Source organism: Ruegeria sp. CDSC052, assembly GCF_059610685.1.
The window spans coordinates 214,168-229,726 of sequence record NZ_JBXWOB010000003.1; the positions used below are offsets into that span (position 1 = coordinate 214,168).

The 15,559-nt window shown below is 57.5% G+C and carries 15 protein-coding genes and 4 pseudogenes; 6 read left to right on the forward strand and 13 right to left on the reverse strand.

Going from position 1 to position 15,559, the window contains the following annotated elements; genetic code table 11:
• Positions 1–82: 82 nt before the first annotated feature.
• The 8 genes and pseudogenes from AC2FIM_RS08285 to AC2FIM_RS08320 all read right to left on the reverse strand — a co-directional run bounded on the left by AC2FIM_RS08285 (position 83) and on the right by AC2FIM_RS08320 (position 8,133).
• Positions 83–995: pseudogene (locus AC2FIM_RS08285) on the reverse strand (dihydrodipicolinate synthase family protein).
• Positions 996–1,013: 18 nt separating this feature from the next.
• Complete coding sequence (locus AC2FIM_RS08290) at positions 1,014–2,519, reverse strand: aldehyde dehydrogenase (NADP(+)) (protein ID WP_496705071.1); 1,506 nt, start codon at positions 2,517–2,519, stop codon at positions 1,014–1,016.
• Positions 2,520–2,531: 12 nt separating this feature from the next.
• The gene (locus AC2FIM_RS08295) at positions 2,532–3,680 is read right to left on the reverse strand and encodes a fumarylacetoacetate hydrolase family protein (RefSeq protein WP_106607286.1); all 1,149 of its coding nucleotides are present in this window, start codon (positions 3,678–3,680) and stop codon (positions 2,532–2,534) included.
• A gap of 38 nt (positions 3,681–3,718) precedes the next feature.
• Positions 3,719–4,384 carry an RraA family protein gene (locus AC2FIM_RS08300; RefSeq protein ID WP_106607287.1) on the reverse strand — a complete coding sequence of 222 codons (666 nt, stop codon included), beginning with the start codon at positions 4,382–4,384 and terminating at the stop codon, positions 3,719–3,721.
• 33 nt (positions 4,385–4,417) lie between these two features.
• Complete coding sequence (locus AC2FIM_RS08305) at positions 4,418–5,146, reverse strand: SDR family NAD(P)-dependent oxidoreductase (RefSeq protein WP_106607586.1); 729 nt, start codon at positions 5,144–5,146, stop codon at positions 4,418–4,420.
• Between the two features lie 169 nt (positions 5,147–5,315).
• Entirely contained in the window at positions 5,316–6,158 is an 843-nt protein-coding gene (locus tag AC2FIM_RS08310; RefSeq protein WP_106607288.1) for a fumarylacetoacetate hydrolase family protein, read from the reverse strand.
• A gap of 12 nt (positions 6,159–6,170) precedes the next feature.
• Positions 6,171–6,917, reverse strand: a complete 747-nt coding sequence (locus tag AC2FIM_RS08315; protein ID WP_106607289.1) for an SDR family oxidoreductase — start codon at positions 6,915–6,917, stop codon at positions 6,171–6,173.
• Between the two features lie 25 nt (positions 6,918–6,942).
• Positions 6,943–8,133: a pyridoxal phosphate-dependent aminotransferase gene (locus tag AC2FIM_RS08320; RefSeq protein WP_496708008.1), complete on the reverse strand. Its 1,191-nt coding sequence runs from the start codon at positions 8,131–8,133 to the stop codon at positions 6,943–6,945.
• A gap of 95 nt (positions 8,134–8,228) precedes the next feature.
• On the opposite strand from AC2FIM_RS08320, the gene AC2FIM_RS08325 reads away from it, so the two are divergent.
• Entirely contained in the window at positions 8,229–8,654 is a 426-nt protein-coding gene (locus AC2FIM_RS08325; protein WP_496676975.1) for an Lrp/AsnC family transcriptional regulator, read from the forward strand.
• A gap of 61 nt (positions 8,655–8,715) precedes the next feature.
• Here the strand turns inward: AC2FIM_RS08325 and AC2FIM_RS08330 are convergent.
• From AC2FIM_RS08330 to AC2FIM_RS08350, 5 genes and pseudogenes are all read right to left on the reverse strand, one after another.
• A pseudogene (locus tag AC2FIM_RS08330) lies at positions 8,716–9,015 on the reverse strand (IS3 family transposase); the annotation flags it as partial.
• Between the two features lie 125 nt (positions 9,016–9,140).
• Positions 9,141–9,227 carry a plasmid mobilization relaxosome protein MobC gene (gene mobC / locus AC2FIM_RS08335; RefSeq protein ID WP_367575553.1) on the reverse strand — a complete coding sequence of 29 codons (87 nt, stop codon included), beginning with the start codon at positions 9,225–9,227 and terminating at the stop codon, positions 9,141–9,143.
• A 4-nt stretch (positions 9,228–9,231) separates the two neighbouring features.
• A pseudogene (locus AC2FIM_RS08340) lies at positions 9,232–9,318 on the reverse strand (RidA family protein); the annotation flags it as partial.
• Positions 9,312–9,566: pseudogene (locus AC2FIM_RS08345) on the reverse strand (IS110 family transposase); the annotation flags it as partial. The pseudogenes AC2FIM_RS08340 and AC2FIM_RS08345, both read right to left, overlap by 7 nt.
• Before the next feature lie 18 nt (positions 9,567–9,584).
• Positions 9,585–9,833, reverse strand: coding sequence for a hypothetical protein (locus tag AC2FIM_RS08350; protein WP_496728787.1), 249 nt, complete (start codon positions 9,831–9,833; stop codon positions 9,585–9,587).
• A gap of 512 nt (positions 9,834–10,345) precedes the next feature.
• Here AC2FIM_RS08350 and AC2FIM_RS08355 point away from each other — a divergent pair.
• From AC2FIM_RS08355 to AC2FIM_RS08375, 5 genes are all read left to right on the forward strand, one after another.
• Complete coding sequence (locus tag AC2FIM_RS08355) at positions 10,346–11,422, forward strand: sugar ABC transporter substrate-binding protein (RefSeq protein ID WP_299664530.1); 1,077 nt, start codon at positions 10,346–10,348, stop codon at positions 11,420–11,422.
• Between the two features lie 80 nt (positions 11,423–11,502).
• On the forward strand, positions 11,503–12,990 hold the full coding sequence (locus AC2FIM_RS08360) for a family 43 glycosylhydrolase (protein ID WP_299985811.1): 1,488 nt from the start codon (positions 11,503–11,505) through the stop codon (positions 12,988–12,990).
• Positions 12,991–13,000: 10 nt separating this feature from the next.
• Positions 13,001–14,074 (forward strand): class II fructose-bisphosphate aldolase, encoded by a 1,074-nt coding sequence (gene fba, locus AC2FIM_RS08365; protein WP_299664535.1) that lies wholly within the window; start codon positions 13,001–13,003, stop codon positions 14,072–14,074.
• A complete protein-coding gene (locus tag AC2FIM_RS08370; RefSeq protein ID WP_496731918.1) occupies positions 14,071–14,922 on the forward strand; it encodes a PfkB family carbohydrate kinase in 852 nt (283 codons plus the stop codon). Before fba ends, AC2FIM_RS08370 begins: the two co-directional genes overlap by 4 nt.
• Positions 14,915–15,559 (forward strand): AAA family ATPase, encoded by a 645-nt coding sequence (locus AC2FIM_RS08375; RefSeq protein WP_299664539.1) that lies wholly within the window; start codon positions 14,915–14,917, stop codon positions 15,557–15,559. The genes AC2FIM_RS08370 and AC2FIM_RS08375 overlap by 8 nt, the downstream gene beginning before the upstream one ends.

The following is a 15,559-nucleotide window of genomic DNA, read 5'->3' on the forward strand; positions in this document are numbered from 1 at the left end:
GTTCTCATCATGCCATAGTTGGCCGAGCGGGGCAGTTGCGGCCTATGTTTTTGGTTCAACGATGCAACCGCCCAGTCTTACTTCACTTGCCCCAGGACAGGACGAGCGGATCAATCGGCCGAAGAATATCCAAGAGCCCCGCAAGGGTCTCAGGATGCAACGGTGCAATCGGGTGGCGGCAGCAGTCGGAATTGATCACCCCCCCTCCATCATCGCGGCCTTTGAGGCGCGCCAAAGGCACTGGCGGTTTTCGAAGTTGATCACCGGCAGCACCTGACGGTAGACTTCGGATGCACCTTCGCGGTTGCCTTCGGCGTGCAAAGCCAGAATGGGCTTGATCTTGTCGGGAATTGTGGCAGAGGTCATGGTGCCAGTAGCTCCGGCATCCAAGTCGGCCATCAATGTGATACCTTCTTCACCGTCGAAGGGGCCTTGAATCGCGTCACCGCCTGCAGCAATAAGCTCGCGCAGCTTACCGGTTGCCGGAATGCACTCGATCTTAAAGAGCTTCACCATCTCGATTTCGCGGGCCATCCTGACCAGAAGCGGCACAGTCAGATCATTGCCGGCCATCGGCGCATCCTGCACCATGATCGGGATGCCCACCTCGCCGACCGCTTCAAACTGCTGAAAAATTTGCTCCGGCGTCCCCCGCAGCGTTGTCCCGTGATAGGGGGCATCAGCATCACCATGCTGGCGCCAAGCGATTTCGCGAGACGCGCGCGCTCCACCGCAATCTGGGTTGCGAAGTGGCTGACAGTCACGATCACCGGCACCCGGTGCGCCACATGTTCCAGCGACAATCGAGTCAGCACTTCGCGCTCTTCATCAGACAGCACAAACTGCTCGGAGTAATTCGCAAGGATGCAGATGCCATCGACGCCCGCATCGATCATGAAGTCGAGCACGCGCTTCATACCCTCAAGGTCGAGTGTTCCATCGTCATGAAAAGGGGTCGGGGCAACCGGCCAGATGCCTTTGTACATTTTAGCCATAATATTATCCTTGGACGTTCATTTCAGATCTTGAGGCAGCAGTGCCTCTGGCATGTTTTGGAAGCATACAGGCCGAAGGAAACGTCGGATCGACAGAGTACCCACCGAGGTCGCACCAAAATTTGTCGAGGCCGGATAGGGGCCGCCATGGACCATCGTGTCAGATACTTCGACGCCGGTCGGAAAGCCGTTGACCAAAACTCGCCCCGCCTTGCGCTCAAGGATTGGCATCAAGGCCTGCGCCTGGGCGGTGTCGTCTTCACTCATATGGACGGTGCAGGTCAGCTGCCCTTTAAGTCCCTTCGCAACAGCAGTCATTTCGGCCGCATCTTCTGCTTCGACAACCAGGCCCAGCGGACCGAAGACTTCCTCGGCCAACGCATCATTTGCCAACCACTCACGCGCAGTGACGCGGAAAAGGTACGGCGTTGCATTGCGCAGGACGCAGGTGGTGGTGAGGATTCCCTGCACGCTGGAATTGGCGCGGATCCGGTCGCGCCCATCGCGATAGGCTGCGGCGATCCCGTCAGTCAGCATTGTCTGCGCGCCAACCTGCTCCAATGCCTTGGTAGCTGCCGCAACAAAACGTTCGGCATCTGCGCCCGACTGCACGACGGCAATCCCTGGATTGGTGCAGAACTGGCCGGCTCCCATAGTCAAGGAGCCGGACCAGCCCTCGCCCATTGCCTCAGCACGGGAGGAGAGAGATCGTGGCAGCAGGAACATCGGATTGACTGAGCCAAGTTCGCCAAAGAACGGGATAGGCTCTTCGCGGGATGCGCACAGATCGAACAGGGCCCGCCCGCCACCCAGCGAACCGGTAAAGCCAACCGCCCTAACCAATGGATGCTGAACCAGCGCAGCTCCTACGTTCCGCTTGCCTCCTTGGATCAGGTTGAACACGCCAGGGTGCAGATCCATCGCCTTCACGGCCTTGTCGATGGCTTGAGCCACCAGCTCCCCCGTTCCCGGGTGCGCTGAGTGGCCTTTGACCACTACAGGGCAGCCTGCGGCCAATGCTGCTGCGGTGTCACCCCCTGCGGTCGAGAAGGCCAGTGGAAAATTCGAAGCACCAAAGACCGCAACCGGGCCAATGGGCCGCTGAACCATATACAGCTCAGGCCGCGGCAGCGGCTGCCGGTCAGGCAAGGCGCTGTCATGGCGACGGTCCAGATAATCGCCTTTCAGGATATGCTCTGCGAACAAGCGCAGCTGGCCGACAGTCCGACCGCGCTCACCGGTCAAGCGAGCCTCGGGCAAACCTGTCTCCTGGCTTCCGATCTCAGTGATTTCATCTCCAAGGGCGTCAATTTCATCCGCAATCCGGTGCAGGAACGCCGCACGTTTTTCCACGCCAGAGTAGCCATAGGACCAGAAAGCCTCTTCAGCCGCCTCACAGGCACGTCCGACAAGATCCACCGTTCCGACAGCAAAGCTATGGGCGGAGCCGTGAGCAGGCTGTGATGAAAAAGTGCTGGCGCTGCCTAGCCATTCGCCGGCAATCAGATGTTTTCCGTTTAGCATGAGTGTCTCCGTTCAGAGCAGGCCACGGCGGGCCAAATTGCGCATCAGATGCGAGGCTGCGAAGTCCCAGGGCGGGCATTCGGTAGAAAGGCGCACGGTATTGACCAAAGCACCCAGATCAGAGTTTGAAATGGTCACGACGTCGCCCATTTTGTGCGTGAAACCACCCCCGGGGTGATCACGGTCCTGGGTTGGAGCGAAAAGGGTTCCCATCATCAGCATGAAACCATCGGGATACTGGTGGTGCGCACCATAAGCCTGCCCAACCAGGTCAAGCGGGTCGCGGCTGATCTCGGCCATTGTGCTGTGACCGTCCATCACAAAGCCATCCTCCCCGGTAACCCGCAAATCAAGTTCCGCTTTACGCACATCCGCGATCGAATAGGTTCCATCAAAGAGGCGAATGGCAGGTCCTACCGAGCTGGCAGCATTGTTGTCTTTTGCCTTTCCAAGCAGCAGCGCCGAGCGGCCTTCGACATCGCGAAGGTTCACGTCGTTGCCGAGCGTGGCACCCTTGACCTCACCCCGGCTGTTTATCGCCAGAACCACCTCCGGTTCCGGGTTATTCCAGCGCGACATTGGATGCAGGCCGACGCTTGCACCCCAGCCAACCGAAGACAGCGCTTGAGCCTTGGAGAAAACTTCTGCATCCGGGCCAATTCCGACTTCAAGGTATTGCGACCAGGCTTCCTCGGCGAGAAGCGCGTTCTTCAATTGAATTGCTTGGTCTGACCCGGGAACAATCCCGGTCAGGCTATCGCCTAAAATAGTCTCGCAGCGCCCGCGGATCACCTTGGCCTTGGTAGGATCACCGAGTGCCTGCTCTTCAATCACCCGCTCCAACATTGAGGATACAAAGGTCACGCCACATGCTTTAACTGGCTGCAGATCGCAGGGCGCCAGAAAATAGGGTAATTTAGGATCAGGCCGTTCGACGGAACTCTCCTCGAGCTCGCCCAGCGTGCAAACTGCTTCGCCTGAGGCAGACTTGATCCAGCCCGCCGGATCGTCCTGCTCAAGCAGGTCGCGTACTGTTGCCACTTCACGCGAGGTCACATCGACAATGCATCCGTCGCGCAAGTGGCAAACCGAAGGCCCTGAAACCGCTGGATTCCAGACCCGCAAAACAAAACAGCCCTGGTCAGGCAAACCGATATGCATATTCGTATCTCCAAGTGCTGTTACGCCAGTTTGACCGCTCAGAAGCGCCCGTAGGTCAGGTAGGCTTCTTTCGGATCCGTCCCGCTACGGATAGCCGAGCGGACCTTGTTCTCGGTGTTCATCACTTCCTCGACCTCAACCACGATCTCTTCTGCGATTTCACCTGGGATAAGGATGGCCCCATCAATGTCGGCAATCAGAAAATCCCCGGGCTTAACGACAACGTCACCGATCTGCACAGGGACTTCCATTTTGTCGACCGACCATGCGCCCACCACATCGCGGGCGGTGTAGAAGCGATGGAAAACGGGGAAACCGATGTTACGAATGAAATTGCTGTCCCGACACCCGCCATTGGTCACATATCCGCGCACACCGCGCATCTGGAGCGTCTCGGCAGACAGTTCCCCCATCATCGCGATGTCGTCAGTGTGGCCATTGCAAACTACGACATGGCCAGACGGCGCTGTTGAAAGGAAACCCGTCCAAGCCAGCAGAGCATCATCAGCACTAATCCCAGGTTTTGGTGTTCCTGAAATTGTGAAAACGGGACCAGCAAGAACATGAGTATCGTCAATCGGCCGGATGTCTTTGGGCAGAACAGTATTGTCTATCCCTCTCTCGCGCAGGGCGTCATAAACTGCACCGCTGTAGCATTTTGCAAGGCGTTCGGTGAGAGCGGCTTTTTTGTCATTATCTGTCATGGGTTTTCCTCCAAGTGACTTAATTTACAAGAGTTAGTAGGTGGCCCGGCCGCCAGACAGATCGAATACAGCTCCAGTGGTGAAGGAGTTTTCAGGTGAAACCGCCCAAACGATCATCTTCGCGGCCTCTTCGACTTCCAGGAACCGGCCACGAGGGATTTTGGAAAGCATATAGTCAATGTGCTCCTGGCTCATCTGGTCGAAAATCCGGGTCCGGGCCGCAGCCGGCGTCACGCAGTTTACTGCAATATCGTAGCCAGCCAGTTCCTTGCCCAAGGACTTAGTCAAGCCGATCACCGCGGCCTTGGAAGCCGAATAGGCGGAAGCATTAGGATTGCCGTCTTTGCCTGCGATGGACGCGACATTCAGGATGCGTCCATAGCCTTGCTCTCGCATTCCAGGAACGCAGACGCGGTTCACATAGAATGTGCCGTTCAGGTTAATGTCGATGATCTTGCGCCAAGCTTCGGGATCGTAGGTGTCCAGCGGTTCGTTGGGACCTGCGATCCCAGCACTGTTGATCAAAATCGAAGGAATTCCCGCTGCCTCGCAAGTACGCTTGTAGGCCGCTTCCACCGAAGACAGATCGGTGATATCGCAGTCCACCGCGAAAGCATTGCCGCCCAGAGCAGCCATTGCGTCCCCGTTGCTTGCATCAATGTCCCAGCTGACGACCTTCGCACCTTTTTCGATCAGAAGCCGAGCCGCAGCCAGGCCTATTCCCTGCGCACCGCCGGTTACGATTGCAACTTGGTTTTCCATCACTTTGTCCTCCTGATGAAAATCACGGCTACAGGCAGCCTTCATTCACTGGGCTTGCCTTTTGAGACCGATATGGATGTAGGCCTCGGGAAAAGATGGACCGGGCAACCAATATAGCTGGCCCAGGAACAGCGCCAATGGGGTGAACGGCCTGGCGCCGGGGAGAAGGTCAGCACTGCACAACGTCCTGGCGCTGCACGCCCAGGCCTTCGATGCCGAGTTCCATCTTGTCGCCCGCCTTAAGGTATACGGGCTCAGGCTTGATCCCCATGCCCACACCCGGAGGTGTGCCGGTGGAGATGATGTCGCCTGGCTGCAGGCTCATGAACTGTGACAGGTAAGAGACGATGTGAGCCACCCCGAACACCATTGTGTTCGTGCTTCCGTCCTGGCGGCGCTCTCCGTTCACTTCCAGATACATCGGCAGATTCTGCGGGTCAGAAACCTCGTCGCGGGTCACCAGCCAAGGTCCAATAGGACCGAACGTGTCGGCAGATTTGCCCTTGGTCCACTGCCCTGCGCGCTTGTTCTGGAAATCACGTTCGGAAATGTCGTTGATCACGCAGTAGCCCGCAACATGTTCGAGAGCTTCTGCCTCATCGACATATTTTGCCTCTTTGCCAATTACGACGCCCAGTTCAACTTCCCAGTCGGTGGCCTTCGAGCCGCGGGGGATTTCTACCGTGTCGTTGGGACCGCAAATTGCCGAAGTCGCCTTGGCAAAGATCACCGGCTCCGGCGGCACCTCCAGCCCACTTTCCTCGGCATGGTCGGAGTAATTGAGCCCAATACAGATGAACTTGCCAACACCGCCGACGCAGGGCCCATAACGGTCGACCTCAACGGCAGGCAGCGACGACAGGTCAGCTTCGGCAATGCCGGCCAGGCCTTGATCCGTCAGAACCTCACCGGCAATGTCATCCACCAAGCCGGACAGATCGCGGACAACACCGTCAGCGTCGACGATACCGGGTTTTTCGTGCCCTTTCGGGCCATAACGCAAAAGTTTCATGATAGTCTCCGTTCAGAGGGCCCAGCCGCCGTCGATGATATGGGCCTGGCCCGTGGTGAATCCGCTGGCATCCGAGGCAAGGTAAACTGCAAGCGCTGCAATTTCGTCTGCATCGCCAACGCGCCCCATAGGCTGGCGCGCGATGAATTGCTCCCGCGCCGCCTCGTAATCGCCCGTGGCCCGCAACCGGTCGTGCAGCGATGGGCTATCTACGGTGCCAGGGCAGATCGCATTGCAACGGATGCCTTGGGTTACGTAGTCAGCAGCGATCGCCTTGGTCATGCCGATGACCGCTGCCTTGGACGCGCAATAAACAAAGCGGTTTGGAACGCCCTTCAAGGAGGATGCCACCGAGGACATGTTGATGATCGACCCCTTGCCCTGTTCAAGCATGCCCGGAAGGACTGCCTTACACAGGCGGTACATGGCCTTGGCATTCAGATCGAAGGCAAAGTCCCAATCTTCCTCGGTGCTATCCAGGATGCTGCCGGTATGGACAAATCCAGCGCAATTGAACAGCACATCCAGCCTACCAGCTTCAGGCAGTACCCGCTTGATGTCTTCGGGATCGGTTGCATCCAGTTTCCATGCGGTAATGCCGTCAATCGCATTGAGCTCAGCTAGCGAAGTCTCATTGATGTCTGTGGCAATGACCGAGGCGCCAGCCTGGGCAAAGGCCTCGGCGCTGGCACGCCCGATACCCTGCCCAGCGGCAGTAATCAGCGCGGTTTTACCCTCAAGGCTGAGTTGATACGTCATGTCTTTCCTCCCCGATATTGAGGCATCACTTCGAGAGGAACGGCTCGAGCCGCTTGAAGGCCTCTTCCAGCACTTCTGCCGGCTGCGCGTAGCAGAGCCGCAAATAACCTTCTCCCTGCGGACCGAACGCCACGCCCGGCGCTAGCCCGACCTTGGTCTGCTCAAGGATTTCACCAGCCGCAGCGAAGCTGTCAGTCAGCCCGTCAACTCGGAAGAAGCAGTAGAAAGCACCATCAGGCTCAATGAACTCCACCCGCGAAAAAGCGTTGAGGCGTTCTGCCGTGATTTCATACCCTGCCTGGATTTTGCTCAACAGGCTGGCAATTTCCTCTTCGCCGCCGCGCAGGGCTGCAATACCCGCCTCCTGGACAAAGCCGGCTGTGCAGGACGTGTTGAACTCGGTCAACTGACCCAGCTTCCCCTCGAACGCGGCGGGAGCCACGATCCAGCCAAGCCGCCATCCGGTCATCGACCAGCATTTTGAAAACGAGTTCACAGAGATCAGCTGATCCTCAGGCTCTGCAATCGACAGGAATGAGGGCGCGTGACGCCCATGGCGGTAGAGCCGGGAATAAACGTCATCGGCAACGATCCAGATGCCGTGCCGGCGGCAATGCTCCAACACCAGACGCTGCTCCTCGGCCGACATGGTCCAGCCGGTGGGGTTGTTGGGCGAGTTAATCACCACCGCTTTGGTGCCCGGTGTCAGCGCCGCGATCAGCTCTTCCACGTCGAGCGCCCAATGACCGCCCTTCGGCACGATTGCCACGCTCGCAATCTCTGCACCGGTCGCCTTGAAAGCACCGATGATATTGGGCCAGCCCGGCTCCACTGCGATAACCCGGTCGCCGGGAGTCACAAGAAATTCAGCCGTCAGCATGAGGCCTTGCATTCCGGAAGGGGTGACTGTGACCTGAGCCGGTTTCAGACGGCTGCCCAGAAGTTCGTTGCTATAAGCACAAATCGCTTGCCGCAGCGCCATCGCGCCATTGTTCGGCTGGTACATATGATTGCCAGCCTTGAGCGCGGCAATTGCAGCGTCCACAATCAGTGAATTGGTCGGCCAGGCGCCTTCACCGAACCAGAGCGGCAACACGCCGTCTTGCTTCATGCCAAGCTCTGCAACCTCGCGGATCTTGGAGGCTTCCAAAGCCCGCGCACGGGACGAAATCGAGTTCAATAGTGTTGCGTTGTCCATAACGAAGATGTCAGTCAAAACGGCCCGTCCTGTCGATTGTTAAATCGATTGAAATCATAGGCAATATGCCTATACACTAGGCAATCTGCAATTTGGGACGGGCTTGGATATCAATGCGTGATAAGATCGACGAGCAAATACTTGAAGCGCTGCGCAGGGACTCGCGTGTGCCCGTCACCGATCTTTCGAGGAAGGTTGGCCGTTCGCGCACTGCGGTGCAGGCAAGGCTTTCAAGACTGGAGCAAACTCAGCAGATTCTTGGCTACACAATCAAGGAACCTTCGACCGTTGAAACAGGCGGCATAGGGGCAATTGTACTGATAAACATGGAAATCCGCAGCAAGGGGGAAGCAGCAGCACGCGAATTTGCGACCATGCCAGAGGTTGCAAGTTGTCTAAGAATCGTAGGAGACCACGACTTCGCGCTGCTCATCAATCCCATCGAAAAGCCGCGTCTGAATCTCGTACTGGAGCAGATCTATAAAATCGATGGTGTCAAGCGTACCGAGACGATCATGGCTCTCTCCAAAGAGTTCTAAACGACTACCGGCTTCTATGGTTACTGAACCAGACCGAGTTTACCGGAGACGTTTGAGTTTGTCATTCTACGGCGATCTTAGCCGCGCAATCTGCGTTGTAGAAGTTCCTTTCTGCTGGTGCGGGTGAGATATACCCGAGCGGGCCGAAGAGGCGCTTTTCGTTGCACCAATTGACCCAATTGAGGGTTGCCATTTCCACGTCTTTCTTGCCACTCCACGGGCCTTCGTGTTCGATGACCTCAGCCTTGTAGAGGGCGTTATCGTAACTGTCCCCGCTACTGCCGACCGAGGCACCGACCTTCGCCTCGTCAAGGCGCTCGGAATACTTGATCGACAGGTATTGAGCCCCGCGGTCCGCATGTCTTCGAGAAAGCACTTGCGCAGCGCGGGTACATAATGTTCCACCATCGGAACCTCCTGTCATCAGATTGAGAAGGTCCCAATCTGATGACAGGTGCGCCAATCTACAAAATCGCAGCACTTCGCTTACAGCACACCGCTCGCCTCGTTCAAGCGCCGCGCAATCTGGTTGACGTTGTTGCCGGTGCGATTGAGCGAAGCCGAAACCCGCAACAGATCAATCGTAGGCCGCGTCCACTATAAACTCGACCCCAAGTTCTGCACGGGCTAGCTTGGCTTCGCCGCAGGCACGGGCTGGCGCGTGACATACGGTTTGACATAGGCCGCAGGCATGAGCCGCACATCATGACCAATTTCGGTCAGCTCGCGCGCCCAGTGATGGGCCGACCCGCAGGCTTCTTTCCCGACAAGGCAACTCGGCAATTTCTCGAAGAACTTAAGCAACTGCTTGCGTCGAATTGTTCGATTGAAAACAATCGCCCCGTCTGCGGTGATGCCGTGAGCTTGGAAGACGTCCTTACCAAGATCCAGTCCAACTGTTGTAACTTCCATGGTGGGGTTCCTTTCCTGTCAGAAGATGACTTCTACAGTATGCCGCAAAGCGCGACGGTTGGCTGCAGGCGCCATCCACCCCATCCGCGTCTGAGTTGTCAGACCAGGCTGCGGCGAAACTACAGTTTCGGTCTCAGCCAAATCCGCGCTGTCGAGCGGCTGCTTCGGTGATTTGCGCTGCGCTGCCACATCGAACGTGCCGCAGATGCAAACGGATGCTGCGTCAGCAACATGCCCAAAGGCCAATGTCTGGAGAGTCCGCGTCACAGCCATCCACGAACCAGACAGGAAATGTCCGGTTTGCGCGGATCGCGACCTGCTGCATGAGCGAAAGGCTGAAGTGTGATCAATGGCGGTTCAGGGCTCATTCGACCAATTCGGGCCCGTCGCAGAGAAAGTCCGGTGCGAGCCCAACCTGCTCGTTCTTCAGGTTGCAGCGAATGGCCGATTTCAGTCGCCGTTGACAGGTGCAGACGACATCTGCGCGGATTTGTGAACGACTACGCCGATCGTTACGAGGACCACGCCCAGGGCATCCACACCGCTCGGAACCTGAGTCAGGACACCGGGTCCTGCCGTACCGCGTGGTTCGCGCGGAACTTGATGCCTTGACTGCTTGAGCCGTAAAGCCTGGATTTTTGCCACTTCGCAACCTCAAAGTTCCCGGGTTGGTTCAGCGGATTGGATATATACTTGCAAACTGCATTTAATTGCAGTACGCATTAAATAGGAGTTTACCTCTCCGCAATCAACGCGAAAAACTCTCCAGGGAGGAGATCATGACCTACAAGATGCTCAAGCCTTTGCTTGTGACAGCAGCCATGTTGCCGCTTGCGAGCGTGGCAACGGCTCAAAGCGAAGCTCGTACCGATCTGGTAATCGCTGACCTTGGCCAGCCGGAAACAAACCCTTGGGTTATCAACCGCCATCGTTTTGAACGCTGCGTCGCTGAAGCGCTGGGTGTCGAGCTGAAGGAGTTTGACGATCAGAACTCGGAAGAACAGCACGCGGCGCAAGCTGAATCCATCATCGCAAGCGGCCCGGACGGGCTGATCTTCAACCCGCTGACGTCGCCGGCCGGTATCCAGGTCGCGCGTCTTCTCGAAGAGAATGATATTCCTGGTATTGCCGTCGGTCGACTGGTGGTGTCCAGCTATGACGATGACTATGAAGGTGAGGATTTCATCGCGCAGGTGACCCAGAACAATGACACTTGGGGTCAGGCAATCGGCAAAGCCACCGCAGATCTCGGACACAAGAAAGTCGCGATGGTCTGGAACCAGAAAGGTGTGACTTCTGCGGAAGAAATCTGGGCGGGAGTTCAATCGGAATTGGACGCGGCAGGGGTCGAAGTGATCGCTGAAAGTTGGGATCGTCTGAACCGGGAGAATGGCCAGAAATATGCCGAGCAGTTCATTGCCCGCTTCGGACCCGGCGAGATTGACGCGATCATCGTGCTTGGCGCGGTCGCCGGTCTCGGCAGTCAATTTGCGGTGGAACAGGCAGGGCGTGACGACATCGCCATCATAACCACCGACATTGACGAGCAGGTCGCTCAATTCATCAAGGATGGCAAACTGAGTTTCTCGATCGGTGGCCATTGGATGGTTGGCGGGTTCGGCCTTATCCAACTCTATGACTACTTGCACGGTCACCCGATTGAAGACACCCAGCCGCGGGTCGGCCTCATTCCGGTAACAGCCGACAATGTGGATACCTATGCCAACAGTCTTCTGAACGGATGTATTCTTTCACCGGAAACCGTTCGCAGCCTCAGCAAGGTCCATAATCCCGACGCTGATTTGCCCGGTTTCATCGACGCGTGGCAGGCAAACTGGCAAGACTACGTGCAATAACTCCCCTTGCACGCAGCGAGCCCTCCCCCGGTTCAATGGGTCGGGGGACTAAAAAATCAAACTCTTTTCGAGGTCCGCAGATGAGACTTTTCGGATACGCTCCGGAGCGCGGTGCTGCCGCTGGTGATACAATGCCATTCTACCACGATGGCACGTGGCATCTGTTTTTTTCCCAACCCCCTGTGGGCGCGTGGGAATATGTTGAGCGGGCGCGCGTCTCGACCGCTTATCTTCGGTCAGATGACCTCGTAAACTGGGAGGTGATGCCCGACGCTTTTGGCCCCGGCGCGCACGGTGAGTGCGACGGCGATGGGATCTGGACCGGCTCTGTCATTGAGCACAAGGGCGTGTTTCACTTCTTCTACACAGGTTACAATCGTCAATCTGCTTCACCGCAGTCAATTTGCAAGGCAACATCGACTGATCTCAAGTCCTGGGAGAAATCCGGATCCAACCCGATGATCTTCCCCGATCCCCGCTGGTACGAAACCGTCGATTGGCGCGACCCCTTTGTCTACCGCGACGAAGAGGCAGGGTGCTTCAAGATGCTGATCTCAGCGCGCCTCAAGGAAGGTCCGCAGTTTCGCCGGGGCTGTGTTGCCGTTGCCACGTCCGATGATCTGGAAAGCTGGGAGGTTGGCCCGCCGCTGGCGTCCTCGATGTTGACGCATTGCCCGGAATGCCCGGAAATCTTCAAGTTGGGCGACTGGTGGTATCTGGTTGAAAGCCGCTACTCGGAACGAATGCAAACCGTGTATCGGGTGTCAAAATCCCCGGATGGTCCTTGGGAAAGCCGCAAGCTCGACAGTCTTGACGGGCGTCGATTTTACGCTGCCAAATCGGCCAGCGATGGCGACCGTCGCATGAGTTTCGCATGGATACCGTTCCGCAAGCATCATGGCCCCAAGCGCAGCTGGGTTTGGGGCGGAGAACTGGGCAGCCCGCGCGAACTTGTCTCGCTGCCAGACGGCACGCTGACCTGCAAATTGCCCGATAACGTGGACCAGAGTTACGCAGAGACCGTGCCCCACAAGCTGCGCCCCATGTTGGGAGACTGGACCGGCGATGCAGACCCTCGGTGTGATGCGACAGGATCATACGGATACGCGTTCATCGACGGTCCGAACCGGGATGACGTGTTGCTCGATGTAGTGATTGAACCTGATCCCGCCACCGAAGCTGTGGGTATTCTCATCGAACCCCGAGGCGGCGATCATCTGGACAGCGGTTACAGCCTTTCAATCGAGCCCATGAAGGAGCGCGTCCTGTTTGATCGCTGGCCTGCCGCGATGGATCCACTTTGGGACAGCCTGGTGCTCAATGAGCGGCATGGCATTGAGGTCCGTCAGGAGATCGACAGCCCATTGGTCGAGCGTCCGCTCGCCTTCACACCGGAGGATGGGTGTTACCGGGTCCAGATCCTGCGCAACGGGTCGGCCATCGAGTGCTTTGTGGCCGGGCAGGTTGTTGCATCCTTCAGGGTCTATGACATCTCCAATACCGATGCCTGGGGTCTCTTTGTTCAGGAAGGCTCGGCGAAATTCCACAATCTCAACTTCCGCAAGTAAAGGCCTCGCCATGCCCCTCATAACCCTCAGACAATTGCTTGATTATGCGGCGGATCAAGGATTTGGTGTGCCGGCGTTCAACATCTCCAATATGGAGCAGGGCCTTGCGATCATGAACGCTGCGCGCGCCTGCGATGCACCGGTGATCCTGCAAGCCAGCTTGAATGTTCGCAGGGCCTATGCCGGAGATCGGATGATCGTCGCCATAGTGAACGCACTGGCGTCCATGTATCCCGACAACCCAATCTGTCTGCATCAGGACCACGGCCATGATGAGCAGGCCTGCGTCAGCGCCATCGCTGCGGGGTTCACCTCGGCCATGATGGATGGCTCCCTGATGGGCGACGGCAAGACACCCGCCAGCTATGCCCACAACGTCGATATCACGGCTCGCGTTGCACAGATCGCACATTGGACGGGTGCCTCAATCGAAGGAGAGCTGGGTGTTCTTGGATCGCTTGAAACCGGCGAGGCGGGTGAAGAAGACGGGTCCGGGGCAGAGGGCAAACTGGATCACGATCAGCTATTGACCGATCCCGATCAGGCAGCGGAGTTTGTTGCTGCAACCAAGGTCGATGCGCTAGCGATAGCCTGTGGGACGTCTCATGGCGCTTATAAATTCACAAGGGAACCGGATGGCGACATCCTGGCCATCAGCCAGATTGAGGCGATCCATCGTCGCGTGCCGAATACCCATCTTGTCATGCATGGGTCGAGCTCTGTGCCACAGGGTTTGCAGGACTTGATAAACGCCTCTGGCGGTGAAATGCCACAAACCTGGGGCGTCCCCGTCGAAGAGATCGAACGCGGGATCCGGCATGGTGTTCGAAAAATCAACATCGACACCGATTGCCGCATGGCCATGTCCGGCGCAATGCGGCGCTTCTCCCGGGACAACCCATCGAATTTCGATCCTCGGGCGTTTATCTTGGCCGGGATGGCGGAGCTTGAAACGCTGGTCCGTGACAGGTTCGAGAGGTTCGGGGTGGCGGGCCACGGGCGTAAAATCAAGCCGATCCCAGTTGCAGAAATGGCAAAGCGGTATGCTGATGGCGGGCTCGATCCATCCCGGAAGGCCGCGTGAGCCGGGCGCTGTTCATAGGCCGCTCGGTGATGGATGTCACCGCGCTTGTCGAGGACTTTCCGGGTCCGGACGGGAAGACCAAGGCTTTGAGCAATGATGTGATCCCGGGCGGGTCTGCTTTGAACGCTGCCGTTACGTTCGCCCATCTTGGTGGAACGGCGGCGCTGGCCACATCGCTGGGCGCGCCGGGCCCAATGAAGACAATGCTGACGTCCGATCTGAAGGACAGGAACGTTACGGTGCACGACATCTGTAATGACCCGGACTATCGCATCCCTCTTTCGACAGTTGTTTCAACCCGGAGCCTTGGGGCCAGGATGATTGTCAATGGCGCAGGGGATGAGTGCGAAAAGGTGCGTTCTCAAGAGGGTCTGATCCTGACGGAAGGATACGGGTTGATTCAGATCGACCAGTACGAACGGCATTTTGTTGCGGCGCACGCTGACGCCTTACGTGCGTTTGAAGGGCCAATCATTTTGGATGGCGGCGGCTGGAAAGACTGGTCACCGGATTTTCTAAAGCTGGCCGATATTCCAATTGTCAGCGACGTGTTTTGTCCCGAGGGACTGCGCGCCTTTGCCAATATGTGTGAGGAACTGGACATCCAACGCTGGGCAATGACACGGGGTCACGCTGGGGTCGTCTGGCATGATCAGGGACGACGGGGCGAGATACCCGCTTTGGAGGTGGACGTTGTCGATAGCTTGGGCGCAGGAGACATTTATCACGGCGCTTTCTGCCACGCGTATCTCGAGACCGGGTCATTTGTAGATGCGTTGAATATCGCCAACCAGATCGCGGGTAAGTCCTGCACCCATGCGGGTACGCGGAGTTGGATGGATGCCTGAGCACCTCGCCGACTATGCCAGCCTTCTGGGCGCAATTGAAAAGCGGATAAGTGCAGGTCAACCGCCGCTCATTGTAGCAATTGCAGGGCCTCCGGCGACGGGTAAGTCTACGCTGTCCGAGCGGCTGTCCGAGGATCTACGCGCTGCCGGGCACATCGCTGCCTACTGCCCGATGGACGGGTTTCACAAAACAAACGCCCAGCTTGAGGCCGAAGGGCTTAGAAGCGTGAAAGGCCGTATCGATACGTTTGATGGCAACGCGTTTGCCCACGCGGTGGAACGTTTGTCCAGGGGAGATGCGTTTTGGTGGCCGCGATATTCCCGGCACATACATGACCCGGTCCCAGAAGGCGCCAGGATCGAAGGAAACGAGGCCCTTTGCATAGTCGAGGGCAACTACATTCTGATGAATGAAGCGCCTTGGATTCGAGCGGCATCGCATTTCGACCTGCGTATCTTTGTAGACACGCCGGATGAACTCCTGAAGCAGCGCTTGAAGCGACGCCACGAGCGTGGCGGCAGAGGTGAAGTCGAGACGCGGGAAAAGATCACCAAGACCGACATGCCCAACGCGGAGAGGATCCGACAAAGTGCTACATTCGCCGACATCCTGTTTCAGGAGGGCGTCGATGCGTAG

What these genes read in the sequence shown, in the direction of transcription:
- AC2FIM_RS08290 (WP_496705071.1), bottom strand. Translation starts at nt 2,519, where the DNA reads ATGCTAAACGGAAAACATCTGATTGCCGGCGAATGGCTAGGCAGCGCC.
- AC2FIM_RS08295 (WP_106607286.1), bottom strand. Translation starts at nt 3,680, where the DNA reads ATGCATATCGGTTTGCCTGACCAGGGCTGTTTTGTTTTGCGGGTCTGG.
- AC2FIM_RS08300 (WP_106607287.1), bottom strand. Translation starts at nt 4,384, where the DNA reads ATGACAGATAATGACAAAAAAGCCGCTCTCACCGAACGCCTTGCAAAA.
- AC2FIM_RS08305 (WP_106607586.1), bottom strand. Translation starts at nt 5,146, where the DNA reads ATGGAAAACCAAGTTGCAATCGTAACCGGCGGTGCGCAGGGAATAGGC.
- AC2FIM_RS08310 (WP_106607288.1), bottom strand. Translation starts at nt 6,158, where the DNA reads ATGAAACTTTTGCGTTATGGCCCGAAAGGGCACGAAAAACCCGGTATC.
- AC2FIM_RS08315 (WP_106607289.1), bottom strand. Translation starts at nt 6,917, where the DNA reads ATGACGTATCAACTCAGCCTTGAGGGTAAAACCGCGCTGATTACTGCC.
- AC2FIM_RS08325 (WP_496676975.1), top strand. Translation starts at nt 8,229, where the DNA reads ATGCGTGATAAGATCGACGAGCAAATACTTGAAGCGCTGCGCAGGGAC.
- AC2FIM_RS08355 (WP_299664530.1), top strand. Translation starts at nt 10,346, where the DNA reads ATGACCTACAAGATGCTCAAGCCTTTGCTTGTGACAGCAGCCATGTTG.
- AC2FIM_RS08360 (WP_299985811.1), top strand. Translation starts at nt 11,503, where the DNA reads ATGAGACTTTTCGGATACGCTCCGGAGCGCGGTGCTGCCGCTGGTGAT.
- fba (WP_299664535.1), top strand. Translation starts at nt 13,001, where the DNA reads ATGCCCCTCATAACCCTCAGACAATTGCTTGATTATGCGGCGGATCAA.
- AC2FIM_RS08375 (WP_299664539.1), top strand. Translation starts at nt 14,915, where the DNA reads ATGCCTGAGCACCTCGCCGACTATGCCAGCCTTCTGGGCGCAATTGAA.